Annotated in this window: 22 protein-coding genes; 12 read left to right on the top strand and 10 right to left on the bottom strand. The window is 68.3% G+C overall.

Going from position 1 to position 24,636, the window contains the following annotated elements; translation table 11 throughout:
• The first annotated feature begins 23 nt into the window (after positions 1–23).
• From AC07PA_RS12900 to AC07PA_RS12885, 4 genes are read left to right on the top strand one after another with little or no spacing between them, the layout of a single operon-like run.
• Positions 24–2,273: a hypothetical protein gene (locus AC07PA_RS12900; RefSeq protein ID WP_494609512.1), complete on the top strand. Its 2,250-nt coding sequence runs from the start codon at positions 24–26 to the stop codon at positions 2,271–2,273.
• Complete coding sequence (locus AC07PA_RS12895) at positions 2,270–3,490, top strand: type II secretion system protein (protein ID WP_007849195.1); 1,221 nt, start codon at positions 2,270–2,272, stop codon at positions 3,488–3,490. The genes AC07PA_RS12900 and AC07PA_RS12895 overlap by 4 nt, the downstream gene beginning before the upstream one ends.
• Entirely contained in the window at positions 3,487–4,848 is a 1,362-nt protein-coding gene (locus AC07PA_RS12890) for a type II secretion system protein (RefSeq protein ID WP_007849193.1), read from the top strand. Before AC07PA_RS12895 ends, AC07PA_RS12890 begins: the two co-directional genes overlap by 4 nt.
• 28 nt (positions 4,849–4,876) lie before the next feature.
• Positions 4,877–5,602, top strand: a complete 726-nt coding sequence (locus tag AC07PA_RS12885) for a prepilin-type N-terminal cleavage/methylation domain-containing protein (RefSeq protein WP_494609513.1) — start codon at positions 4,877–4,879, stop codon at positions 5,600–5,602.
• Between the two features lie 22 nt (positions 5,603–5,624).
• On the opposite strand, the gene AC07PA_RS12880 is transcribed toward AC07PA_RS12885, so the two are convergent.
• On the bottom strand, positions 5,625–5,975 hold the full coding sequence (locus AC07PA_RS12880) for a hypothetical protein (RefSeq protein ID WP_007849188.1): 351 nt from the start codon (positions 5,973–5,975) through the stop codon (positions 5,625–5,627).
• 231 nt (positions 5,976–6,206) lie between these two features.
• Positions 6,207–7,640, bottom strand: coding sequence for an aminotransferase-like domain-containing protein (locus AC07PA_RS12875; protein WP_494609514.1), 1,434 nt, complete (start codon positions 7,638–7,640; stop codon positions 6,207–6,209).
• Positions 7,641–7,759: 119 nt separating this feature from the next.
• Here AC07PA_RS12875 and AC07PA_RS12870 point away from each other — a divergent pair, with 119 nt between their 5' ends.
• Entirely contained in the window at positions 7,760–8,521 is a 762-nt protein-coding gene (locus AC07PA_RS12870) for a c-type cytochrome (RefSeq protein ID WP_494609515.1), read from the top strand.
• A 13-nt stretch (positions 8,522–8,534) separates the two neighbouring features.
• Positions 8,535–9,827 carry a c-type cytochrome gene (locus AC07PA_RS12865; RefSeq protein ID WP_494609516.1) on the top strand — a complete coding sequence of 431 codons (1,293 nt, stop codon included), beginning with the start codon at positions 8,535–8,537 and terminating at the stop codon, positions 9,825–9,827.
• 2 nt (positions 9,828–9,829) lie between these two features.
• On the opposite strand, the gene AC07PA_RS12860 is transcribed toward AC07PA_RS12865, so the two are convergent.
• Positions 9,830–10,156, bottom strand: a complete 327-nt coding sequence (locus AC07PA_RS12860; RefSeq protein WP_494609517.1) for an EthD family reductase — start codon at positions 10,154–10,156, stop codon at positions 9,830–9,832.
• Positions 10,157–10,295: 139 nt separating this feature from the next.
• Positions 10,296–12,155: an ABC transporter ATP-binding protein gene (locus AC07PA_RS12855; RefSeq protein WP_186458038.1), complete on the bottom strand. Its 1,860-nt coding sequence runs from the start codon at positions 12,153–12,155 to the stop codon at positions 10,296–10,298.
• A gap of 209 nt (positions 12,156–12,364) precedes the next feature.
• Between AC07PA_RS12855 and AC07PA_RS12850 the strand changes: the two genes are divergently transcribed.
• Entirely contained in the window at positions 12,365–13,639 is a 1,275-nt protein-coding gene (locus tag AC07PA_RS12850; protein WP_494609518.1) for an arsenic transporter, read from the top strand.
• Between the two features lie 14 nt (positions 13,640–13,653).
• Here the strand turns inward: AC07PA_RS12850 and AC07PA_RS12845 are convergent, their stop codons facing one another.
• From AC07PA_RS12845 to AC07PA_RS12825, 5 genes are all read right to left on the bottom strand, one after another.
• Complete coding sequence (locus tag AC07PA_RS12845) at positions 13,654–14,343, bottom strand: hypothetical protein (RefSeq protein ID WP_007849177.1); 690 nt, start codon at positions 14,341–14,343, stop codon at positions 13,654–13,656.
• 9 nt (positions 14,344–14,352) lie between these two features.
• Positions 14,353–14,820 carry a CopD family protein gene (locus tag AC07PA_RS12840; protein WP_494609519.1) on the bottom strand — a complete coding sequence of 156 codons (468 nt, stop codon included), beginning with the start codon at positions 14,818–14,820 and terminating at the stop codon, positions 14,353–14,355.
• Between the two features lie 98 nt (positions 14,821–14,918).
• Complete coding sequence (locus tag AC07PA_RS12835) at positions 14,919–15,464, bottom strand: GrpB family protein (RefSeq protein WP_494609520.1); 546 nt, start codon at positions 15,462–15,464, stop codon at positions 14,919–14,921.
• Positions 15,465–15,477: 13 nt separating this feature from the next.
• On the bottom strand, positions 15,478–15,762 hold the full coding sequence (locus AC07PA_RS12830; RefSeq protein WP_494609521.1) for a hypothetical protein: 285 nt from the start codon (positions 15,760–15,762) through the stop codon (positions 15,478–15,480).
• A 23-nt stretch (positions 15,763–15,785) separates the two neighbouring features.
• Positions 15,786–17,180: a sensor domain-containing protein gene (locus AC07PA_RS12825; protein ID WP_494609522.1), complete on the bottom strand. Its 1,395-nt coding sequence runs from the start codon at positions 17,178–17,180 to the stop codon at positions 15,786–15,788.
• Between the two features lie 214 nt (positions 17,181–17,394).
• On the opposite strand from AC07PA_RS12825, the gene AC07PA_RS12820 reads away from it, so the two are divergent.
• Genes AC07PA_RS12820 through AC07PA_RS12810 form a run of 3 tightly spaced genes read left to right on the top strand, consistent with a single transcriptional unit; the run spans position 17,395 to position 19,751 of the window.
• Positions 17,395–17,691 carry an iron uptake protein gene (locus AC07PA_RS12820; protein ID WP_494609523.1) on the top strand — a complete coding sequence of 99 codons (297 nt, stop codon included), beginning with the start codon at positions 17,395–17,397 and terminating at the stop codon, positions 17,689–17,691.
• Between the two features lie 55 nt (positions 17,692–17,746).
• Positions 17,747–19,417 carry a PepSY-associated TM helix domain-containing protein gene (locus AC07PA_RS12815; RefSeq protein ID WP_494609524.1) on the top strand — a complete coding sequence of 557 codons (1,671 nt, stop codon included), beginning with the start codon at positions 17,747–17,749 and terminating at the stop codon, positions 19,415–19,417.
• Positions 19,410–19,751 (top strand): DUF3325 domain-containing protein, encoded by a 342-nt coding sequence (locus AC07PA_RS12810; RefSeq protein ID WP_494609525.1) that lies wholly within the window; start codon positions 19,410–19,412, stop codon positions 19,749–19,751. Before AC07PA_RS12815 ends, AC07PA_RS12810 begins: the two co-directional genes overlap by 8 nt.
• A gap of 96 nt (positions 19,752–19,847) precedes the next feature.
• Here AC07PA_RS12810 and AC07PA_RS12805 read toward each other — a convergent pair whose 3' ends face one another.
• Positions 19,848–20,834 carry a tripartite tricarboxylate transporter substrate binding protein BugE gene (locus tag AC07PA_RS12805; RefSeq protein ID WP_494609526.1) on the bottom strand — a complete coding sequence of 329 codons (987 nt, stop codon included), beginning with the start codon at positions 20,832–20,834 and terminating at the stop codon, positions 19,848–19,850.
• 348 nt (positions 20,835–21,182) lie between these two features.
• On the opposite strand from AC07PA_RS12805, the gene AC07PA_RS12800 reads away from it, so the two are divergent.
• Positions 21,183–23,030, top strand: coding sequence for a sensor histidine kinase (locus AC07PA_RS12800; protein ID WP_494609527.1), 1,848 nt, complete (start codon positions 21,183–21,185; stop codon positions 23,028–23,030).
• Positions 23,027–24,385: a sigma-54-dependent transcriptional regulator gene (locus tag AC07PA_RS12795; protein WP_494609528.1), complete on the top strand. Its 1,359-nt coding sequence runs from the start codon at positions 23,027–23,029 to the stop codon at positions 24,383–24,385. The genes AC07PA_RS12800 and AC07PA_RS12795 overlap by 4 nt, the downstream gene beginning before the upstream one ends.
• Positions 24,386–24,636: the final 251 nt, after the last annotated feature.

Below are 24,636 nucleotides of genomic sequence, written 5' to 3'. Positions count from 1 at the left end.
TGGCACTTGCCTTGATTGATTCCATGACTACCCATTCCACAGTCCACCGTCCACGCCGAGCACCCTTGCGCTCGCGTGGCTTCGGCCTGGTGCAGGTGCTGCTGCTGATTTCGGTGATGGCGGGCCTGTCGGCCATTGGCTACATGCAATGGCGTGAGCGCACTGCTGTGGACACCTCCCGCCAGGAGCGCCAGGCACTGTCGCAGGCCGACAAGGCCATCGTTACCTATGCCACGGTGACCGGAAGGTTGCCATGCCCCGACATCGACCGCGATGGCGTGGCGGATTGCGGGGCAGGCAACCAGAGCGGCTGGCTACCAACGGTCACCCTTGCCCTGGCGGGTGTCGATGCCGGCGTTGACGTGGGCCAACTGCGCTACATGGTGCAGCGCCAGGGGGGCGACTACGATCTGACGCTGCTGACTGACTCCTGGAGGCCCCTGGAGTACCCCGATGCGGCGCCCTGGACATTCTTCAACATGCGTGAAACAGGCGCGGGCGCGTACCCTGCCGACATCCTGACCCTGACCGATCTGTGCCAGCGCCTGGAAGTGGGGCGGACGACGACCCTGACCGCCACCATGGCCCGGCTCAATGCGTCGCCGCTGCGTACCACCGCCTACGCCATCGCCCATCCCGGCAATGGCGATGCCAATGGCGACGGCAACCTGTTCGATGGCGCCAACGCCGGTGCCGATCCCAACCTCATGGAAGACCCGGGCCGGCGGCCCCTGCTGGCCACGTACAACGACCTAGTGCTGGAGCGCTCCTACGCCAGCCTGCAGAGCGCCTTTCACTGCAACCCGCTGATCGACTCCATCAACACAGTGGCCCTGGGGCATGATGTGTCCGTAGCGGTGTGGGAAATGCGCGCCGACAATATCGAGTCTGCCACGCGCGCGCTGATCTTCTCCACCCTGGCTGCGGTCATGACCGGTCTGGAGATCACGCTGGCCATTGCCGAAGGCATATCCGATGCCGGCAACGCGGCTGCGGAGTGGGTCGGGTGCGTCGCTTCTCTGGGTCTTGCCGTCAACCTGTGTGCGGCCGCCGGCATGCACACAGCGTCAGCTGCGTTGACGGCCGGGGTCATCGCTGCCAACGGGCTGGCCGTTGCTGCCAATGCGGTCGCCGCGGGTATTGCCGGGCAGGCGCTGAGGCTTGCCGACGGCGGGGTGCCGCAGGCCCAACTGTGCCCCGTGATGGACCAGGCTTTCTATGATCGCCAGAAAGAGGCCAGGGACCGTGCCGTCGCGGAAGTAGCTGCTGCGCAAGCCGCGCTGGCGACTGTCGATGCAGAAATCGTGGCCAAGCAAAACGAGCTGGCTACGGCCATAGTCAACAGGGACATTGCCAAAGCCACCCTATTTACCGTGATCCACGCAGGGCAAAGGACTCCGACGCTGGACGGGTACATCAACGCATTGTTCGCGGCCACGGAAGAGTGGGGCAATGCCTCGTATGCCTATGAACTGGCGCAGTCCAATATGGACCAGGCGACCCTCCTGGTGAACCACTGGAATGCCGAAGTCGCCAAGTACAACAACGCGCTGGCCAACAACGCAGCAACCATTGCCCAACTGAACGCCGATATCTCGGCGCTGGATGTGCAGATTGCAGCCCTTGACCCGACGAGCGTGGACCCGCTGGTCGTGAAGGCCCTGAAAGACCTGAGGGACAAGCGCTCCGGAAAAGCCGCTGAACTCGCGCTGGCCCAGAACACCACCAACCTGACTGCCGTGCGCGACAAGGCCGTCGCCGAACAACTCAAGGCCCAGACGGCGCTGAACACCGCGACAGGCATTCGCAACACTGCCAACACGACGTTCAACACGGAAAAGACGGAGTATGCCGCTGCCTATGCGACGCTGGTCAATGGCGCGGCACGGTACAACCTTCTCGATGCCAGCAATGCCGTGGTTGGCTCACGGTGCACGACAGGGTGCCTGGTGGGGGATCCTGCCGGCAACAATATTTCCACCGCGTTCAACAACGCCATGACGGACCTGTTCGGCGCGGGGGCTACGGTCAGCCCCAGCACGGATGCCAAGATGCTCAAGCCGGTGAAGCTCCAGAAGGAACTCGACGTGCTCAACCGCAAGCGCGACGCTGTCTTGCAGCGATTGGCGGATGCCAACAACATGGTCGCAAAACTACCGACAGGCACGGGCAACGCGCCCTGCAACATCACCGGGCCATCGGTGGAGCCCATGACACCCGAGCAGGCCGCAGCCATCCTTGAGCAGGTGGATCGCAAGGGAGGCACGCGATGACCGCGCGCATGCAACGCCCCGGGCGCCTGCGCCAGGCGGGTTTTTCGCTGGTCGAACTGGCCGTGTCGCTGGCCATCGTCGGTCTTCTGGGCGTCATCGCATGGCGCTGGGTGGCCTCCACGCGCGAACCCCTGCAGCGGCCGGCCATCATGGGCCAGCTGGCCGAGGCCCAGGCTGCGGTGGAAGGCTTCGTGCTGGCCCGGGGCCGGCTGCCCTGTGCGGCAGCCACCACCGGCGGCGCCGAGGCCTGCGGCAATGCCGCCGCGGTTCTGCTACCGTGGCGTGACCTGGGGTTGAGCAGCCGGTTCAGCCAGCTTCGCTATGGTGTCAATCAAGCCGGTGCGTACAACCTGGCCGTCGCGCCTGCCAACACGGTCTCGCCCACGCTGGGCTTCGACTACACGCAAGGTATTCTGGCCGTACCGCAGAACACGGAGATGGATGCTGCGCTCGGCCGACTGCGCGGTACCTCGGGCGCAATTCCCGCGGCGGTCCTGCAAAACGGGGCGACCAATGGCCTCGACTGGTGCCGTGTGCTGCGCCGCTATGCGGCCGATGCTGCACCACCCGCTGGGGTACTGAGGGCCACGAACCCGGTGGACGCTACCTCCATCACGCTGGCTTTCATCATTGCGCATCCGGGCATGAACGGTGTCTTCGAGGGCAACAACACCGGGGTGACCTTCGACTTCCCGGGGCGGGCCCAGACCAATACCTTCGACGACCTTGCCGTGGGCGTCGGGCCCAGCGACCTGTCTGCGCGCATCGGGTGCGTGGCCCGCCTGAGCGCCATGCAGGCCGCCGCGCAAGGGGCCTACACCGCGTACGACAATGCCCGCGTGGTGCAGCGGTACTGGGCACTGCGGGTGTTTGACATCGCCCAGGCCAAGGCGGCCAAGGAAAGCGCCGAGACCGGTGTCATCCTGGCCGCCATGAATGTGGCACTGGCCGCGGGCAGCGCGGCGCTGGCTGTCGCGTCGGCGGCCAATACCGAAGCGCTCACCATCGCCGGTGTCGCACTGTCCATTGCCAACGCCGCGTCTGCTGCGGTGGAGGTCGGTCTGGCGGCTACGGATCTGACGGAAGCCATCCAGGCGGAACAGGACTCCATCGCCAAGGAGCTGGCTTCAAGGGCTTATCTGGCACATGTGTATGACACGTTCACCCAGGCGCTGAATTCCGCCACGCTGCTGGACGCGAAGGGGCTCAATCCATGAAACACCGCATGATGGGTTTCACCCTGGTGGAGCTTTCGGTGGTCTTGCTGGCGCTGGGCCTGATCCTGCCGGCGGCCATCATCTTCTGGCAGCTGTCCGAGCGGCACCGGGTGACTTCAGTGCAGATGGATGTGCAGCAACAGTCGCGTGACGCGCTGGTGGGCTTCCTGCATGCCAACTACCGCCTGCCGTGCCCTGCCAACAACCTCCAGGGGGTGGAGAACTGCGTGGGTGGCGGCCAGGTGGGTTTTCTGCCCTGGCGTACGCTGGGCCTTCCAAGGCCGGAGGCGGGCATGCTGCGCTATGGCGTGTACCGCCAGCCGTCGGGTGCAGCCACGGCGAATGCTCCTGCAGACCGTGACCTGGCCGCGCCGCGCGACCGCATGAACACGCTGCGCGTGCGCACGCCCAACCCCAAGCCGCAAAACCATACCGAGGCGCCCAACCCCAATGCGCCTCCGGTACCGGAGGTCACGACCAGCCTGACCAGCCTGCTTGGCAAGACCTACGTGGACGGACCCACGGGGCCTCTGAACCCTGATTGCAGGGCGTCGAACGTGCCTCCGGGCGCGGTAGGCCCGCCCACCCAACCGTGCCCTCTGGCGGGGGCGGACGGTGCGGGGGCGGTCAATCTGATCGATATCTGCCTGGCGCTGAACACGGCCAGTACGCCGGTGGTGGCGCCAGCCGGTTTCCTGGCCACCCAGGTGGGCGCGCAAAGGCGCCCCGCGGCCTTCGTGATCGCTGCCCCTGGCATGTTGGATGCCAACGGGAACGGTCAGGCGTTTGACGGGGCGAATGACACCGCGACCAACGCGGACCCGACCTTCGAGGCGCCGGGCAACGCCGTGACCAACCTCTACGATGACATCGTGATCGCAGCCAGCCCTACGGAGCTGTTCGATGAACTGCATTGCGGTGCCTCGCTGTCGGCGGTGTCGCATGCGCACTTCAACGTGGCCACGGGCGCCTTCGTGCTCGAACGCGCCTTGTACGATTACCGTGACCAGCTCTACATCGCTGTCGTGCTGGCCAGGGCCGACGTGGCCATGGCCGCTGCGGGTCTTCTGTCTGCCGCTGCGGGCACCCTGGACGCTGCCAAGGAAATGTTGTCTGCCGTCGCCGACACCACGGCGAGCGTGGGAGCGCGCTCGTTCCAGATCGCGCTGGCAGCTGTGGGCATTGGCTTGGCCGTGGCCAGCGATGTCGCCGCGATCGCCGCCCAGGTCGATGCCGCCTTGTCCCTGGCCGAGGCCGAGAAGGTGTTCAGCGATTTTGCAGCACACACCACGGCGATCACCGACCTGTCCATCGACGTCAACCTGAATGCGCTGAAGGCCGATGCCATTGGCCATTGATGACCTACTGACTACCGAGTTACGCACCATGACCTCATCCAATCACCCACATTCCCGCGACAAAGCCCGGCGCCGCCAGCGTGGCTTTTCGCTGTTGGAGCTGAGCGTCGTCCTGGTCGTGATCGGCCTCCTGATCGGCGCCGTGGCTGTTGGCCGCGATCTGCAGCGCTCGGCCGCCAACCAGCGGCTGTCCACCGACTTCATTCAGGGCTGGCAGCTCGCGTACGAAGCGTATTTCAACGGCGTGGGGCGGCCGCCCGGTGACAACGCCTTGGCACCTACGGGCCAGGTCAACGGTACCTTGGTTCCTGCGCAGCAGGCACTGTGTGGTGCCACCATGATCAACGCCTTCCTGGCCGCCGGCATTCGCGTGCCCACCGGGCGTACCGAAGGCCAGCAGGACCGCTATGTCTACCTCGACAGCAATGGCAACCCGCAAGAGGTGCAGGTCTGCTTCCAGAGCGTTCAGTGGTCGGAGCCTGGGGCGGCCGTGGGGGCCTATGTAGCGCTGCCGCGCAATGTGATGGTGATCCGCAACGTCACTTATTCACTGGCGGGTGCTCTGGATCAGCAGATCGATGGCCGCAGCGATGCCCGTTTTGGCAGTTTGCGCGATATCAGCCTAGCGGCCAATCTCGCAGCGGCAGGAGTCATCTGGCCCATCAACGACCGGATGGACTTTTCCGGCGCGGAGAACGTGCTGGATGAAGACCAAGTCGCGGTCACCACCGCCTATTTCAAAATGACACGTTGAGTGCCGCGCACGCTTGGCTGCCTCAAACCCCCGCCAGCTGAAACCTCTGGTCAAAGTTCATCTTCCCCAGCACCTGCAGCGCCGCAGCGAGCAGGTTGCCGTCCACCTTGCTGATGTCGAGGCTGTAGCGGCGTTCGGTGGACACCACGTCCACACTCTTGCTGCCCCATTGCACGGCGACCAGCGGGGCAGGGCGTCCACCCATGCCAACGCCGACGAACACGCCGCGCTGCTCGGGCCGGAGCATGAACTCCAGCCGGGGCGTGCGCTTGAGCGTCAGGCGGTCGGTGCCCTGGGGGCCGAACGCAAACGAGACGATCCAGTCGTCTTCGTCTTCCACGGTCAGGATCGGAGCACGCTGGGGTGGTGGCATGGTGGGCGGAGTTGGATGGCTGCTGTGCGGCCGGCCCTGGCGGGCCCGCAAGCCGGACGGCGGCCAGTATGCCGTGCAATAGCCATGCCAGAAGAGGGGCGAACCCGAAGTTGGGCGTATCCAACGCTGGGCGGTGGTTTGTCAGCAAAATGCAAGGACTTGTCGTACAAGTTTTTCCATTGGATACACCGGGGTGTGCTGCATTGCACCCCAAAAAGCGCTGCGGACACCTCAACCCTGCGCCAATTGCCCCGCAAGCCGCCCGACGGTGGCCAGCGCCTCTTCGAAACGCTCCTGCGCCGGGTGCCCGTAGTTGATTCGCACGCAGTGCGAAAACCGCTGGTCGGCCGAGAAGATCTGCCCCGGTGCCAGGCTGATGCCCTGGGCCAGGGCCTGGCGGTGCAGGGTGAGGGCATCGACCGTGGGCGGCAGCTCCACCCACAGGAAGTAGCCGCCCTCGGGCCGTGACACCCGCGTGCCGGCCGGAAAATGCCGCGCAATGCCGGCCAGCGCGCGCTCCTGCTGCCGCGCCAGGCTGCGCCGCAGCTGGCGCAGGTGCCGGTCGTAGCCCCCTTGGGCCAGGTACTCGGAGAGCGCCTGCTGCGATGGCACGGCCGCCGCCAGCGTGGTCATGAGTTTCAGGCGCTGTACGCCGGTGGCAAAGCGGCCCGCTGCCACCCAGCCCACGCGGTAGCCAGGCGCCAGGCACTTGCTGAACGAGCTGCAGTGCATCACCAGGCCCTCGGTGTCAAAGGCCTTGGCCGGGGGCGGGCGCTCGGGGGCGAAGTGCAGCTCGCCATACACATCGTCCTCGATCAGCGGCACCTGGTGGCGCGCGAGCAGTGTCACCAGGGCGCGTTTGTTCTCCTCGGGCATCAGGCTGCCCAGCGGGTTCTGAAAGCTCGGCATCAGCCAGCATGCCTTGACCGGGTGGCGCGCCAGGGCCTCGGCCAGTGCGGCCAGGTCGATGCCCTCGCGCGGGTGGGTCGCCACCTCCACGGCCTGCAGGTTCAGCCGTTCCAGCGCCTGCAGCGCGGCGTAGAAGGTGGGGGATTCGACCACCACGATGTCGCCCGGCCGGGTCACGGCCTCCAGGCACAGGTTGAGCGCCTCCATGGCGCCATTGGTGACGATGAGCTCGCCGGTGTCCACCGCCGTGCCGTGCAGGCCGTAGCGCAGCGCGATCTGTTGGCGCAGGCGCTCGTCGCCGGGCGGCAGGCTCTGCACGATGCTCCAGGGGTCGAGCTTGCGCATGCCGCCCGACAGGCAGCGCGCCAGCCGCTCGAAGGGGAACAGCTCCAGCCCCGGAAAGGCCGAGCCCAGCGGCACCAGGTCGCGGTCGCGTGCGGAGCCCAGCACCTCGAAGACCAGATCGCTGATGGCCACGCCGGTGGAGCCGGCCGCAGGTTGCGAGGGCAGGGGCTCTGCCGGGGGCGTCTGCCCGGCTGCCATGGGCAGATGGGCGCTCACGTAGTAGCCCGAGCGCGGGCGCGCATGGATCAGCCCCTGTGCCTCCAGCAGGTAGTACGCCTCGAACACCGTGGAGGGGCTGATGCCGCGGGTGCGGCTGGCTTCGCGCACCGAGGGCACGCGGTCGCCGGGGCGCAGCGCGCCGCTGTGGATCAGCTGGGCGATGGCATCTGCGTGGCGCTCATAACGTTTCATACAAAGACGATTTTGATCTAGTACAAACTGATCCGTATTTTTAACCTGAAACTGAATCTGTACTGTTTTTGAGGGCAGGCGTAGAGTCCGTGGCAATCCCCAAAAGAAGCAGCCGCCCCATGATCGAACGTTTGCGCAGTCTGCTGCGCACTGTTGTAGTCCCGCTGTGGATGGCCGCCAGCCTGGGCTGTGCGGCTGCGCAACCGGCGACCCCAGCGGCCCCTGTGGCCGCCACTTCCGTCGCCAGCGGCATGGCGCCGCGCGTGCTGGCCTGCGTCACCTGCCACGGCAAGGAAGGCCGGGCCACCCAGGAGGGCTACTTCCCGCGCATCGCGGGCAAGCCGGCCGGCTACCTGGCCAACCAGCTGCTCAACTTCCGCGAGGGGCGGCGCAGCTACCCGCAGATGACCAGTCTCATCGAGCACCTGACCGATGACTACCTGCGCGAGATGGCCGCGCACTTCGCGGCGCTGGAGCTGCCGTACCCGCCGCCACCGGCACCCCAGGCCCCGCCTGCCGCATTGGAGCGTGGCCGCCTGCTGGTGCAGCAAGGCGATGCGCCGCGCAGCATTCCGGCCTGCGTGCAGTGCCATGGCCCGGCCATGACCGGGGTCAACCCCTTCATCCCCGGCCTGCTGGGCCTGCCGCGTGACTACCTCAACAGCCAGCTCGGTGCCTGGAAGACCGGCCAGCGCCGCGCCCACGCACCCGACTGCATGGCCGACATCGCGCGCCAGCTCACGCCCGACGACGTGAGCGCCGTCTCGGCCTGGCTGGCCGCCCAGTCCGTGCCCGGTGGTGGCAAGCCAGCGGCGCGCCTGACGGGTGCCATGCCCATGCGCTGCGGCGGGGTGGATGGCGTACCCGTGGCCGGACGTTGAAGAGGGCATGGCTATGAACGCACGAACCATCCTCTGGACGATCTCTTCCACCCTGGCGGCCCTGGGCATCGGCGCTGCTGCGGTGATCACCCTGAACCTGCGCGGCGAGGAGCCGCTGCCCTCCAGCCCGGAGGCCTTTGTCTCCACCCCCGAACAGGTGGTGCGCGGCGAGTACCTGGCGCGCGTGGGCAACTGCATGGCTTGCCACACCACGCAGGGCGGGGCAGCCTTTGCCGGCGGGCGCGGCATCGAGACGCCGTTCGGCGTGGTGCACAGCTCCAATCTCACGCCCGACAAGGCGCACGGCATCGGCCAGTGGTCGTCTGCCGCGTTCTGGCGCGCCATGCACCATGGCCGCTCGCGCGACGGGCGCCTGCTGTACCCGGCGTTTCCCTATCCCAACTACACCCAGGTCACACGCGAGGATTCGGACGCCATCTACGCCTACCTGCAAAGCCTGCCCTCCGTGGGCGAAACCAACCGGCCGCACGCGCTACGCTTTCCGTACAGCACGCAGGCAGCGCTGGCCGTGTGGCGGGCGCTGTTCTTCGCGCCGGGCACGGCGCTGGTCGCCCCCACCCAGACGGCCGAGTACAACCGCGGGGCCTACCTGGTCAACGGCCTGGGCCATTGCACGGCCTGCCACACCCCGCGCAACGCCTTGGGCGCCACGACGGAAGCCCTGGCCTTCAATGGCGGCCTGATCCCCGTGCAGAACTGGTATGCCCCGGCGCTCAATGCCGCGGCCGAGGCCGGCGTGAAGGAATGGCCGGTGCAGGACGTGGTGGCCCTGCTCAAGACCGGTGTGGCACCCCACGGCTCGGTGATGGGCCCCATGGCCGAGGTGGTGTTCCGCAGCACCCAGTACCTCACCGATGCCGATGCCCGCGCCATGGCGGTCTACCTGCAGGACCTGCAGCAGCACACCGTGTCACCACCTCCCGCTGCGCCGCCCGCCGCATCGGCCATGGCGCGCGGCGCCAAGGTCTACGAGCAGCAGTGCGCGCAATGCCATGGCGACCAGGGCCAGGGGCAGGGCGGGCCTGGCGCCTTCCCGGCGCTGGCAGGCAACCGCGCCGTGCTGCTGGCCGACACCACCAACCTGGTGCGCGTGGTGCTGCAGGGCGGCTACCTGCCGGCCACGGCCGGCAACCCGCGCCCCCATGGCATGCCCCCGTTCCGCCATGTGCTGAGCGACGAGGATGTGGCCGCCGTTGCCACCTTCGTGCGCAACAGCTGGGGCAACCAGGCGGGGTCTGTCGGCGCCATCGAGGTCTACCGCGCCAAGGAGCGGCGCGGCATGTAGGCTCAGGCCCCGAGCGGGTGCGCCTTCATCTGCGCCATGTACGACTCGGGCTTGATGTCGGTGTAGTTGGGCACGTCCGCCGTGAGCACGGGCGCGGTCTTTTGCGCCGCCACCTGGGCCTGCTCCGCCGTCTCGAAGAAGGCATTGGTCAGCGCCACCACCTGGCCCGGGCGCGGCTGGCCCGGGTACATCACGCGGTCGCTCTCCAGCCGCACCAGGCCCAGCGGGCCCAGGGCCTCGCGCGCAATGCGCATGTGCTCGCCGTGGTAGTAGTCGTGGTCGAAGCGGGCGCCTTCGTGCCAGCGGTACAGGGCCGTGATCTTGATCATGCAGGGGTTCTCCGATGAGGGGCGGCCGGTATGGCCGCGGTGCCTGCACGTTAGGGCGCACGGCCTGGGCAGGCAGCCGCCTGCGCGACACGTTAGGGCCTGTCAACACCAATTTCGGGGTCGCGAAGGCCCTGGCCTGTCACCCAGGCATCAGCGCGCTCTGGTCTTCCTCATCGGTCTCACCGAGGAAGCCGCCGCTCTGGTGGCCCCACAGCCGCGCATACACACCGCCCTGCGCCAGCAGCTGCGCGTGCGTGCCTTCTTCGACGATGCGCCCGGCATCCAGCACGATCAGCCGGTCCATGGCCGCGATGGTGGACAGGCGGTGGGCAATGGCGATCACGGTCTTGCCCTGCATCAGGCCGTCCAGGCTTTGCTGGATGGCGGCCTCCACCTCGGAGTCGAGGGCGCTGGTGGCCTCGTCGAGCAGCAGGATGGGCGCGTCCTTGAGCATCACGCGCGCGATGGCCACGCGCTGGCGCTGCCCGCCCGAGAGCTTCACGCCGCGCTCGCCCACATGCGCCTCATAGCCCGTGCGGCCCTGCAGGTCGCTCAGCGTGGCGATGAATTCGGCAGCCTCGGCCCGCTGGGCGGCGGCCTGCAGGTCCTCTTCGCTGGCATCGGGGCGGCCGTAGAGGATGTTGTCGCGCATCGAGCGGTGCAGCAGCGAGGTGTCCTGCGTGACCATGCCGATGGAGCGGCGCAGGCTGTCCTGCGTGACATGGGCGATGTCCTGCCCGTCGATCAGCACCCGGCCCGAGCGCACATCGTGAAAGCGCAGCAGCAGGTTCACCAGCGTGGACTTGCCGGCCCCGGAGCGGCCGATCAGGCCGATCTTCTCACCGGGGCGGATGGTCAGGTTCAGGTCGTCGATGACCGGCCGGCCGTTGCCATAGGCAAAGGTCGCGTTCTCGAATTTCACCTCTCCCTGGGCCACCTGCAGCGGCCTGGCGTCGGGCGCGTCCACCACGGCGCGCGGGCGCGTCAGGGTGTTGATGCCGTCCTGGATGGTGCCCACGCTCTCGAACAGCGTGGTCATCTCCCACATCACCCAGTGGGCGTGGCCCGAGACGCGCAAGGTCATCGCCGTCACGGCGGCCACGGCACCGGCGCCCACCTGGCCCAGCGACCACAGCCACAGGGCGGTGCCGCAAGCGCCCAGGATCATGCCCACCACCAGGATGTGGTTGACGATCTCGAACTGGCTCACCAGGCGCATCTGCGCATAGCCGGTGAGCTTGAAGGCGTCCATCGCCGCGCGCGCGAACTCCGACTCGCGCCGGGTGTGCGAGAACAGCTTGACCGTGGCGATGTTGGTGTAGGCATCGGTGATGCGCCCGGTCATGGCCGAGCGCGCATCGGCCTGCGCCTTGCCCACCTTGCCCAGGCGCGGCACGAAGTACCAGCAGGCCAGGCCGTAGGCCACCATCCAGAGTACGAAGGGCGCCAGCAGTCGCGCATCGAACCCCGCCAGCAGCGCCAGGATGGTCACCAGGTACACGCCCATGCCGATCACCACGTCGGTGGTGGTGAAGATCATGTCGCGAACCGCCAGCGCGGTCTGCATGATCTTGGTGGTGATGCGGCCCGCAAATTCATCGGCATAGAAGGCCATGCTCTGGCCCAGCATCAGCCGGTGGAAGTTCCAGCGCAGGCGCAGCGGGAAGTTGATGGCCAGCACCTGGTGCTTGACGCTGGTCTGCACGGCCACCAGCGCGATGGAGGCGAGCAGCAGCACCGTGATGCCCACGATCTCGGTCTTGCGTGTGGCCCACAGGGCCGCGGGCGGCACGCTCGAGAGCCAGTCCACCACATGGCCGAGCACGGCGAACAGCAGGGCTTCATAAATGGCGATGGCTGCCGACAGCGCGGCCATGGCCACCACGTAGCCGCGCAGGCCGCGCGTGCCGTCCCACACGAAGGCCATGAAGTCCTTGGGCGGCAGATGGGGTTCTTCGACAGGGTAGGGCGCTACGCGTTTCTCAAAAAATCCGAACAATGGGAGGGCTCCTATGGAACGCATCGCAGGCGCGTTCTTTTGACCACATGGTAAGGGGCCTTGTGACCCGGCGCACCGGCAAGGGCATTGCGGCAGGCCGCCATGGGCAGGCAGTGCATAGAATCCGCCCCCATGCAACCCTGTCCCGCCACTGCCTTGCCTTTGTGCCATCTCCCGGGCCACGCCGCCTGCCGCCGAGGGGCCGCCGCATGATGGCCGCCGACCCCTGGACCTGGGCCATCATCGGCATGGCCACGGCCGCCGTGATCGTGCGGCCTTTCCGGCTGCCCGAGGCCGTCTGGGCCGTGGCCGGCGCGCTGATCCTGCTGGCGTGCGGCCTGCTCAGCCCGGCCCTGGCCTGGGAGGGCGTGATGCGCGGGCACGACGTCTACCTGTTCCTGGCCGGCATGATGCTGCTGTCCGAACTGGCACGGCGCGAGGGCGTCTTCGACTGGCTGGCCACGCTCGCGGCTCAGCAGGCCCGGGGCTCGGGGCGGCGCCTGTTCGTCTGGGTGTATGCCGTGGGCACGCTGGTCACGGTGTTCCTGTCCAACGATGCCACCGCCGTGGTGCTGACCCCGGCGGTGTTCGCGGTGGCGCGCGCCGTGGGCGCCTCGCCCTTGCCCTACCTGTTCATCTGCGCATTCATCGCCAATGCGGCAAGTTTCGTGCTGCCCATCTCCAACCCTGCCAACCTGGTGGTGTGGGGCAGCGGCATGCCGTCGCTGGCGCACTGGCTGGCGCTGTTTGCGCTGCCCTCGCTGGCCTCCATCGGCGTGACCTATGTGGCCCTGCGCTGGGTTTTGAGAAGCAGCATCCCCGAGACCATTGCCACCACGGTGCCCGAACACCCGCTGGGCCTGGGCGGTCGCATGGCGGCCGGCGGGCTGGCCGTGTCGGTGCTGGTGCTGGTGGGCTGTGCCTGGCTGCGCATCCCGCTGGGCTGGCCCACGCTGGGCGCGGCGCTGGGCACGCTGGCGCTGCTGGCCTTTGCCTGCGGGCGTGCGCCCTGGCAGGCGCTGCGCTCCGTCTCGTGGGACGTGCTGCCGCTGGTGGCAGGGCTGTTCGTCTTCGTGCAGGCGCTGGAGCACACAGGCGTGGTGGGCCTGATGGCGGGTGCATTGCGCAACGCCGCCGCTGCCTGGCCGCAAGGGGCGGGCACGGTGCTAGGTGCACTGCTGGGCGTGGCGACCAACCTGGTCAACAACCTGCCCGCGGGCCTGCTGGCAGGGGCTTCGCTCGACGCGGCTTCCGCGTCAGGCACCGTGCGCGCGGCCGCGCTGATCGGCATCGACCTGGGGCCGAACCTCTCGGTCACCGGCTCGCTGGCCACCATCCTGTGGCTGGCCGCGCTGCGGCGCGAGGGCCTGCACGTGGGGGCCTGGCAGTTCCTCAAGATCGGCCTGGTGGTGATGCCGCCCGCGCTGCTGTCGGCCCTGCTGGTGCTGCAGGCAACGCACTCGATGCACCTGCTCGTTCCCTGAGCTGCGCCTATTGCCTACTGTGCGGTGGAGGCCGCCTTGGGCGGCTGGCGGTAGACCACCGTGATGCGCGGCACGCTTTTCACGCCGGGTTGCTTTTCGAGAAAGGCGTAGAGAAACGCCGTGAGGCTCTTCTCGCACAGCGCCACCACCGCCGGCTCGGAGGCCATGGCCTGGCCCTGCTGCCGGGCACGCCTGGCGGCTTCTTCCTGCAGGCGGATGATGGCCGCCTTTTCGTCGGTGAGCAGGCCGCCCGAGACCACGCGGTGGCGCAGGTTGGTGACGGCCGGGGTGGCCACCAGCCGGGGCGGGTTCACGTGCACCTCGATGCCCTTGTCCGTGGCCTTGAGGTCGTACTGGTCGGGCCCCAGGTCGAAGCCGAAGGCGTACTCGGCCGTGTAGGTCACCGCCACCACGCCCGTGGAGGCCAGGCCCAGCAGCGACTTCTCGATGATCTGCGTGCTGCCTTCCTCGCGCACCACGGTGGCCGAGAGCAGCTTCATCTGCTCGGCCAGCGACTGCTTGCCCACCGTGAGGTAGCTGGTGTAGCGCGTATATCCCAACAGCTCCTGGCTTTGCGCGCGCACCTCGCTTTGCAGCAGGGCCACCCGCTCGCGCGCGGCCCACCACACGGCACCGGCCGCCAGCAGGCCGCCCGCGATGAACGCAAGGGCGACGCGCAGCAGCAGGGTCCGGGTGAGGTGCATGGATACGGATTACAGCAGGAACACGAGCGCCACGGTGAGCACTCCCAGTGCCAGGTTCACGCCCACCAGGGTGCGGATGGAAGCCAGCGCCTTGCCGCCCGCCGCCCAGTCCGCGGCCGCCACGGCCACGCGCAGCCGCTTGAACAGCGCAAAGCGGACATGGCCGAAGATGGCCATCATCACCAGGCCGATGGTGGCCATGATCGTCCACGACAGCGGCATGGCAAAGCGCCCGCCCGACTGGGCCGCGGCCCGGGCCACGTTGCCGATCATCCACAGGCCCGACCCCAGCACCAGTACCACGGCCACCGACACGGCGGCGAAGAAGCGCTGCAGCACGTCGTGCATCAGCCGAACGCGCTGCGGTGGCTCCAGCGAGAGGGTGGCGGGGCGCAGGAAGAAATGGGCGAAGACCATGCCGCCGATCCAGACGATGAGGGACAGGACGTGGACGAACTTGAGTGCGGCGTAGAGCATGGCAGGCGGGGCAGGGCGCCCTCGTGGGATGGTTGTAGTGCGCCGATTGTGCGGTGTGTGGCCCTCGGCCCCCGCGGAGGCCGCTTGCGGCGAGGGGATTACGCAGGCTTTCCTGGGCCGGGCAGGGCCAGTACCTCGGCGATGAACGGCCCCTTGGCCTCGGTGTAGCCCTCGCGGTCGTGCCGGTACTGCAGCGCCAGTTGGCGCTTGAGCGCCGCATAGCGTGCGGTCAGCCCGGCACTGCCGCGCAGCGCATCCCTGAATGCCAGGCGTTGCTGCCACAGGGCGCTGCCCATGGGCACCAGGTGCAGGTGGTGGGTGCGGTGGGCCGGGCTGGGCTTGCAGAACCAGTGCATCTGCTGCGGCTTGTAGGGGTAGTGCAGATAGTCCAGCGTGCCGAGTGCGGCGATGGCCTCGGTCGACCCTGCCAGCGAGTGCACTGGCGCCATGATGTCGATGATGGGCTTGGCGGGCAGGCCCGGCACGGCGGTGCTGCCGATATGCTCCACCGGCCCTGCCAGCCAGGGCGCCAGCACCTCCTGCAGCCGTTGGCGCTCGGCCTCGAACAAAGCCGGCCAGCCGGGCTGGTAGTCGACCACCTCGATCGGTGCGTCGTCTGAATGTGCCGCTGCAGATGTGTTCATGGTGGGAAGGTCGTCAAGCGCGTGTGAATCGCCGGGCCAGCCAGGGCACCAGCGCCGCGAGGGCCAACAGCGCGCACCATACCGCCACGTAGCACCAGTCCGCAGGCCCGGAGTGGCCCACGGATTCCCAGCCGGTCGTGGCTTCCAGCCAGGACCACCAGGGAAACAGCAGCAGCGTGAGCACCGGCCCCGCTGGTACCACCCAGGCCAGGGTGATCAACGCGCGCAGCAGCAGCCCACGGCGGGGCCGGCGGGTGGGGGTGCCCTCATGGGCTGGTGCTTCGGGCGGGTGCGGCATACCCGCATTCTGGCCCAGCCGTATCAGGCGAACTGGTTGGCCGCGGGGGCTGGAGACGGCGACTGCGGGGGCGGCGCCGTGTGCACCTGGTTGCCGCCGTTCTTCTTGGAGACATACATGGCCTCGTCCGCATGCACCAGCAGGTGGTGCTCCTCACGGCCATGGTCGGGGTAGATGGCGACGCCGATGCTGGGCTGTATGTGCGCCGCCCGGCCTTCCAGATCGAAAGGGGGGCCGAACGTCGCCAGGATCTTCTCGGCCACGGCGTGGGCGTGCTCGCGCGCGTGGCCGCCTTCGAGCAGCACCACGAACTCATCGCCGCCGATGCGCGCCACGGTGTCCGAGCCGCGCACGCATTCGAGCAGGCGCTGCGCCACGCGCTGCAGCAGCAGGTCGCCCATGGCGTGGCCCAGGGTGTCGTTCACCTCCTTGAAGCGGTCCAGATCGATGAACATCAGCGACAGCAGGCTCTGGTCGCGTCGCGCGCGGGCCAGGGCGGTCTTGAGCCGGTCCAGAAACAGCTGGCGGTTGGGCAGGTGCGTGAGCTGGTCGTACTGCGCCATGTGCGCGAGCCGTTCGTGCATCTGCTTGCGTTCGATGGCCGCCGCGACCTGGGTGGAGACGAACTGCAGCAGCTCCTTGTCCTTCTCGGTGTAGGGTGCGTGCTCGGTGTAGCCCTGCAGCACCAGCGCGCCGATGGCACCCTTGTGCGTGTGCAGCGGTGCGCCCAGCCAGTACAGGGGCGCCCCTTCGCCGGCGGCTGGCTGCAGGTGGGCAGGCAGTGCGGCGCGGGTGGCGGGGGTGAGCAGCAGCGACTGCCCGCTGCGGATGACCTCGGCGCACAGGGCATCGCCCGCCAGCGCCAGCGTGCCGGGGGTGGGGTGGCGCTCGTTGACATGGTAGGGGTAGCTCAGCAGGTCCTGGTTCGCGTCGTACAGCACTACCGAGAAGTTCACGGCCGCCAGCAGTTGCCCGATGACCTGGTGGATGTGTTCGAACAGCGCGATCAGGTCCTTGGCGGTGTGGGCCGCCTCCGAGATGGCGTAGATGGCAGCGTGCATCACCTCGATGTTCTTGCGCTCGGTGATGTCGTGGGCCACGGCCAGGCGCACCTGCCGCTCCTCGAGCCAGCGCGCGGTCCAGCGGATGTGCGCGATGCCGCCGTCCTTGCGCACGTAGCGGTTCTCGAAATGCAGCTGCAGCTCACCCTGCATGACGGACTGGGCCTGGCGTTCGGTGGTGCCACGGTCCTCGGGGTGCACCAGGTCCAGCATGCGCAGGCCCACGACTTCCTCGGGCCGGTAGCCGAAGATGCGCTCGAATGCCGGACTCACGAACAGCACGCGGCTGTCGGGGTCCACGATGCAGACAGCGTCGAGCAGCAGGTCAACGACGTTCTCTGAGGGAATGCTGTGCATGGAAGCGGGGTGGCCTTCAGAGGCAAGGCCACAGGTGCTGCGTTGCGACCATTGTGCCGCGTATTGGTGTATGTGTGACGAAATGTTAGTGCCAGGGTGTTACGGACATGGCGCGGCAAGAAGCGCGGCAGCCCCTACGCACCAAGGGGTTACCCGGAGGGGCACTGCATAATCGCGAATCACTCGCATTCCTTGATTCGCCCTCCAGCACCCCATGGCCACCAGCACCGCTTCCCGTCTGCACCTCGTCTCGCGCATCGCTGCGGGCACCTTGGGCAGCTACGCGTTCACCTGGGGCTTCATCGCGCTGGTGGTGGGCACGATGTTCGCTACGGGCATGCCGTTCCATGATGCCGAGGCGCTGAGCTACATCCTGGGCTTCGTGGTGCTGCTGGTGGCTTTTCTGTGGGCCTTTTGCTCCGCCAGCCTGTTGCGCGTGTGGCTGGTGCTGGCCGGTGGCGGGGCCCTGATGGCAGGGGCTGCGTCCCTGGTCCAGAAAGCCTTGCTCTGATCCTTTTTTGCGGTGCGGTTCCGAAGAGAGGGATCGCGCACCAGGAGATTTTTCGATGTTCCCCAATTTCCGGCTGACCATGGCCTGGCTGCACACCTGGTTCGGCCTGGTGATGGGCTTCGTGCTCATGGTGGTGTTCTTCTTCGGCTCGCTGTCGGTGTTCGACCGCGAGATCGACCGCTGGGCCATCCCCGGCACGCGCTTTGCGCCGCAGCCCATGCCCTCGTTCGACAAGATCCTGCTGCCCGTGTTCCAGGACATGAAGCCCACGCCCGAAGCCATCGAGCAGGCGCGCAGCCGTGTCAACGGCGCCATGGCCGAGACCTTCCCGGTCAAGCGCTGGGGCGCCTACACCACCCACCGCGACCCGGTGCTGGGCATTTTCTCGGGCCATGAGCTGCCCCATGCCAAGACCAAGGACGATGAGGTCTTCGGCATCCGCACCATCGACCCGCGCACGGGCGCGGCGCTGCCCGACGACCACCTGAAGATCGGCAGCCAGTTCTTCTACCCGCTGCACTACAGCCTGCACCTGGAGTGGAAGAACCTGGGCTACTGGATCGTCGGCTTTGCGGCCCTCATCATGATGGTGGCCCTGGTCAGCGGCGTGGTGATGCACCGCAAGATCTTCCGCGAGCTGTTCACCTTCCGCCCGAAGAAGCACACCCAGCGCAGCGCGCTCGACCTGCACAACCTCACGGGCGTGGTGGCGCTGCCGTTCCACTTCATCTTCGCGCTGTCGGGGCTGGTCATTTTCGGGGGCATCTATTTCCCCGTCACCCACACCCAGCTCGACCCCCTGCACGAGCTGCACGAAAAGCACGAAGCCAAGGAGACCGGCCTGCCGCACGAGAAGGCCGGTGTGCCCGCCACCCTCGCGTCGGTGGACGCCATGGTGGCCGAGGCCCAGCGCCGCTGGGCCGCCAAGGGCATGGCGGGCGACGTGGGCTTTCTGTCCGTGCAGCATGTGGGCGATGCGAATGCCTATGTCAGCGTGTACCGCGCCGGCACCGACCGCGTGACGCTCACGGGCGAGGGCATCCACTTCAAGGGCTTGACGGGCGAGCTGATCCGCGAGGACCCGCCCGTCACCGTGGTGGCCGGCATCAACAACTTCCTCACGGGCCTGCACCTGCAGCACTTCCGCCATTGGCTCCTGCGCTGGCTCTACGTGCTGGGCGGGCTCTCGGGCTGCGTGTGCATTGCCACGGGCTTCATCTTCTTCGTGGAAAAGCGCAAGCGCCAGCACGCCAAGCAGGGTGTGAGCGGGGCGCGCTGGGTGGATGCCTTTGCCGTCACCACCATCACCGGCATGCTCATTGCGGCCTTCACGATGCTGATCGGCAACCGCCTGCTGCCCACCGACCTGCCGGCGCGCGGCAGCGTGGAGCAGTACATCTTCTGGGGCGCCTGGGTGCTGGCCTGCGCGCACGCCCTCTGGCGCACCGCGCCCATGGCCCAGGGGCGCATGTCCCCGGCCTGGGCCGAGCAGTGCTGGGCCGTGGCCGCACTGGCCGTGACGGCCGTGCTGCTCAACTGGGTGACCACCGGCGACCACCTGCTGCGAACCATCGGCAACGGCTACTGGCCCGTGGCGGGGGTGGACCTGTCGCTGCTGGCAGCCGCCGTGCTCGCGGTGGTTGCGGCCCGCAGGCTGCGGCGCCGCGAGGCGGGCGCCACGGTGGCGGCCGCGGGTGGCTCGTCGCCGGAGGTCGCCAATGCCTGATTCGCTGCTCTATCTCGTGGCCCTGCTGGCCAACGTGACCGGCCTGGCCTGGCTGGCGCTGTCGATGGACGTGCACTGGGAGCAGGTGCGCGGCCCTGTGCCGGCGGGCCGTGGCACGGTGGTGCTGCTGCGCTGGCTGGGCGCCGCCGTGGTGGCTGCGTCTCTGGCCGTGTGCCTGTCGGTGGACCACGGCTCCATGGCTTCGCTGGTGTGGTTCATGGTGCTTGCCGGCTCGGCGCTGACCATTGCCTTCACCCTGTCCTGGAAGCCGCGCCTGTTGGCCCCCTTGGTGGCCTGGGTGCGTTCGGCACCGGCGCCTGCCAGCCCGCGCTGAACTTCCTACTCCTGTGAAAACCGCCCGGGACCTGTGTGGCGCGGGCGGTTTTTTTGCGGGCGATGCAGGGCGACTGCCACCCCGCATGCTGCTCTGTCAATCCAGCTTGAGCTTCTGCTTGGCGACCACGCCCTTGTAGAGCTCGAACTCGGCCTTGGTCTGGGCCGTGAATTCCTGTGGGGTGTTGCCCACCACGAGCGAGCCGGTTTCCTCGATGCGCTTCTTCACGGCCGGGTCTTCCAGCGTCTTGCGCACGGCCTGCGAGATGCGCTCCACTACCGCAGGCGGCAGGTTCTTGGGGCCGTGGATGCCGTAGAAGGCCATGCGGTTCACGGGCTCGAAGCCCACCTCCTTGAAGGTCGGAACGTCGGGCAGCGAGGGCAGGCGCTGCGGCGCGGCCACGGCAATCGCGACCAGGCGCTTTTCCTTGATGAAGGGCAGGGCGGAGGGCAGGTTGTCGAAGATCATCGGCACCTGTCCGGCCACCGCGTCGTTCAGGGCCGGGCCTGCACCCTTGTAGCCGATGTGCTCGAGCTCCAGGCCCGAGAGCGACTTGAACAGCTCCATCTGCAGGTGCCCGATGCCGCCCGTGCCGGAGGTGGCGAACGAGTACTTGTTGGGGTGCGCCTTCACTTCGGCCATGAAGGCCTTGAAATCCTTGGCCACGAAGCTCGGGTGCACGGCCAGCACATTCGGCGTGGCGGCCATGTTGACGATGGAGGTGAAATCCGTGAGCGGGTTGTACTTGACGGCAGGGTTGATGGCCGGGGCCGAGGCCACGCTGGACACGGTGGCCACGCCCAGGGTGTAACCATCGGCCGGGGCGCGCGCGATCTCGGTCGCGCCCACCACGCCGCCGGCGCCGGCCTTGTTGTCCACCACCACGGGCTGGCCCAGGGCCGTGCCCAGCGACTGGCTGACCACACGCGCCACGATGTCGGTGGTGCCGCCAGGGGCGAAGGGCACGATCAGGCGCACGGGCTTGTTCGGGTAGTCCTGGGCCAGCGCGGGCGCGGCGCCGGCCAGCAGGCTGGCGGCAATGGCCACGGCGCTGCCGAGCTTGAAGGAGGGGGATGTCGTCATAGGGTGTCTCCGGACGGGTTGTGGTGTTGAAAAGGCCGGGCGGCGTTGGCTGTGCCGCCCGCCCTGGCGTTTTGCAGCTTGTGTGCCAGGCGCCGCGACCCAGGTGCTTGCGGCCATCCAGGCCGCGCCGGGCTTGGGTTTGCGGCGGCGTCGGGTCTGCGCCAGCCATCGCCGATGTGCCGCAAAAGCGGCGGATTTCCACACGCGGATCAGCGTTTTGTGCGGATTTCCAGACAGCAGGCCCTGTCAAGCGAAATAGCCCCGCTGCCGGCGGGCCGGCGGCCGCGCACAATGCGCCCTGGCCGCCCGGGATGGTGGCTGCGCTGTTGAATCTTTTTTGTCCCTCGCTTGAAACCCACCCGTTCCCTCCTGAGCTCCGGCATCGCACTGCTGGCCTGCGTGTTCGCAGGCGCGCTGGCCTACCGCTGGTCGCTCGATGCCCAGCTGGCCGCGCAGCAGCGCGCTGCCACGCAACGCCTGGCGTTTGCGGCCCAGAGCCTGGAGTCGCTGTTGCAGCGCAACGAGGCGCTGCCCGCGCTGCTGGCGCTCAACAGCCGCACCAACCTGGCCCTGCAGCAACCCACGGCGCAGAACCTGCAGGCCGCCAACGCCTACCTGGCCTCGGCCGTGGCGCTTGCCGGGGTGGACACGGCCTATGTGATGAACACCGAAGGCCTCACCCTGGCGGCCAGCAACTGGAACCTGCCGAGCAGCTTCGTCGGCGAGAACTACCGTTTTCGCCCATATTTCGAGGCGGCCATGCAGGGGCAGATCGGCCGCTTCTTCGGCGTAGGCGTGACGACCGGCCGCGCGGGCTATTTCATGGCCTCGGCGCTGCCGCCCGAGGCGCCGGCGCCTGGCGTGGTGGCGGTCAAGATCTCGCTCGATGCCTTCGAGGCGGCGCTGGCCGAGGGTGGCGACACCGTGCTGCTGGCGGATGCGGAGGGCGTGGTCTTCGTGAGCACCGAGCCCGCCTGGCGCTACCGCACGCTGGCCCCGATCCCGGCGCAGGTGCGCACCCGCCTGCAGGGGGTGCAGCAGTATGGCAACCACCCGCTGGTCCCCTTGCAGGGCCGCGGCCCCCGCCCCGTCGATGGCGATACCCTGCGCCTGCAGCAGACGGGCCCGCAGCGCGATTTCAGCGTGGCGGCGCGCAGTGTGGGCCCCTTGGGTTGGCAGATGCTGCTGCTGGCCGACCAGCGCCCGGCCCGGCAGGAGGCGCTGGTCGCCGGCCTGGCCGGCGGCCTGTGCGCCGCGCTGGTGCTCGGGCTGGCCCTGCTGCGCCGGCTCGACCGGCAGGGCCGCGCCGAGCGTGCCGCCAGCGCCGAGCGCCTGCGCGAAGCGCATGGCATGCTGGAGGAGCAGATCGCCCAGCGCACACGCGAGATCACTGCCGCCAACACCGCCCTGGAAGACCGCGTGCGCGACCTGCAACAGGCCGAGCAGATCGTGCGCGGCACGCGCGACACGGCGGTGCAGGCCGGCAAGCTGGCCGTGCTGGGCCAGATGGCGGCCGGCATGAGCCATGAGCTCAACCAGCCCCTGGCCGCCCTGCAGACCCTGTCGGACAACGCCATCGCCCTGCACCAGCGCCAGCGCGGGGACGACGTGGCCGAGAACCTGCGCCTCATCAGCCAGCTGGCCGAGCGCATGGGCCGCATCGTGCGCCAGCTCAAGAGCTTTGCGCGCAAGGAGCCGCCGGCCCTGCACCCCTGCAGCGTGCGCGAGGCCCTGGACCATGCCCTGCTGCTGCTGGCCCCGCGTTGCCAGGCGGTGGATGGGCAGATCGCGGTCGATGCCTTCGACGGGTCGCTGTGCGTGCTGGCCGATGCCACGCGGCTCGAGCAGGTGCTGGTGAACCTGCTGCGCAACGGGCTCGACGCCGTGCAGCACCAGGCCGTGCGCCAGGTGCGCTTTGCCGCCGAGGTGCAGGCCGATGGACGCGTGCAGCTGCGCGTGGCCGATACCGGCCGCGGCATGGCCCCCGAGGTGCAGACCCATCTGTTCGAGCCGTTCTACACGACCAAGGCCGGCGAGGGGCTGGGCCTGGGGCTGGCGGTGTCGCGCATCATCGTCGAGGGCATGGGCGGCACCCTGGTGGCTGCCAACCGGCCGCCAGGTGGCGCCGAATTCACCGTGGATCTGCCGGGCGTGCCTGGCGGAGCCGCCACCCCTGCGATACAGGACATTCCATGACACCCTCCCCAGACGGCAGCCCCTGCGTCTACCTCGTCGAGGACGACGCCATGGTGCGCCGCGCCTATTCGCAGGCCCTGTCGCTGGCAGACATCGAGGTGCGCGCCTTCGCCAACGCGCGGGCCGCGCTCGATGCCTTCGGCCAGGACCGGCCCGCCGTGGTCGTCACCGACATCCAGATGCCGGGCATGAGCGGCATGGACCTGCTGCGCACCCTGCGCGCGCAGGACGCCGGCCTGCCCGTGGTGCTGGTCACCGGCCACGGCGACGTGGCGCTGGCCGTGGACGCCATGCGCGATGGCGCCTACGACTTCATCGAAAAGCCTTTTTCCTCCGAGCACCTGGTGGCCACCGTGCGGCGCGCGCTGGAGCGCCGGGCCCTGGCCGAAGAGTTGCGCCAGCTGCGCGAGCGCAGTCCGCGTGACGCCCTGGCCACGCTGATGGGCCCATCGCCCGGCATGGCCGAGGTACGCCGGCTGGTGGCAGCCCTGGCGCCGCTCAGCGTGGACGTGCTGCTGCACGGCGAGACAGGGGCCGGCAAGGAGGTGGTGGCCCGGGCACTGCATGCCGCCAGCGGGCGCAGCGGCCCCTTCGTGGCCATCAACTGCGGCGCATTGCCCGAAAGCATCATCGAGAGCGAACTCTTCGGCCATGAGCCCGGCGCCTTCACCGGGGCCACGCGCCGGCGCATCGGCAAGATCGAGCATGCCAACCAGGGCACGCTGCTGCTCGATGAGATCGAATCCATGCCGCAAGCCCTGCAGATGCGCCTGTTGCGCGTGCTGCAGGAGCGCGAGCTGGAGCGCCTGGGCAGCAACCAGAGCGTTCCCATTACCTGCCGCGTGGTGGCCGCGTCCAAGGTCGACCTCAAGGCGCTGGCCGCACAGGGCCAGTTCCGCGCCGACCTGTACTACCGTCTGCATGTGGCCAGCATCGCCCTGCCGCCACTGCGCGATCGCCCGCAGGACATCCCCGTCCTCATGGCCCATTTCATCGCCCAGGCCGCGTCGCGCCATGGCCGCCCCGCCCCCGCGTGGACCGACCGCGACCTGGCCGCCTGGCTGGCCCACGACTGGCCCGGCAACGTGCGCGAGCTGCGCAACGCCGCGGAGCGCCTGTGCCTGGGCCTGCCCATGGAGCCGTTGGGGGAGCGCGATGCCTCGGCCCCGTCGCTCGCGGCGCGGGTCGATGCCTTCGAGCGCAAGCTGCTGCGCGACACGCTGCGCCTGACCCAGGGCAATGTGGCCCGCGCGGCCGAAATGCTGCAGATGCCGCGCAAGACTGTGTACGACAAGCTGCAGCGCCACGGGCTCACGCCCGGGGATTTTTCGGCGCGCCCTGGGGCGGCGGCGTAGCTCTATATAGAGAGGGCGGAACGGTCCCTGGGGCGGGGAGCTTTCAGTACAGAGAGGTGGGCCGAATTCTTCGGGTTTTCCCTGCAGCTCCTGTAAAGTGGTGCTATAGTCGAGGGCTTCGCTGCACGGAGGTCCTTCTTTGGAGGTTCTGGGTAGATGGAGAAGGAAGTTTGCAAAAACTTCGGTAGTTTTAGAAAAGTCGCTGATTTCTCGGTATACAATCTAAGGCTGCGCTGACAAGAGCTGACTGC

Source organism: Acidovorax sp. GW821-FHT09B03 (assembly GCF_059418305.1).
Note: the sequence above shows the minus strand (reverse complement) of the source record. Positions and strands in the feature narration are given on the sequence as shown.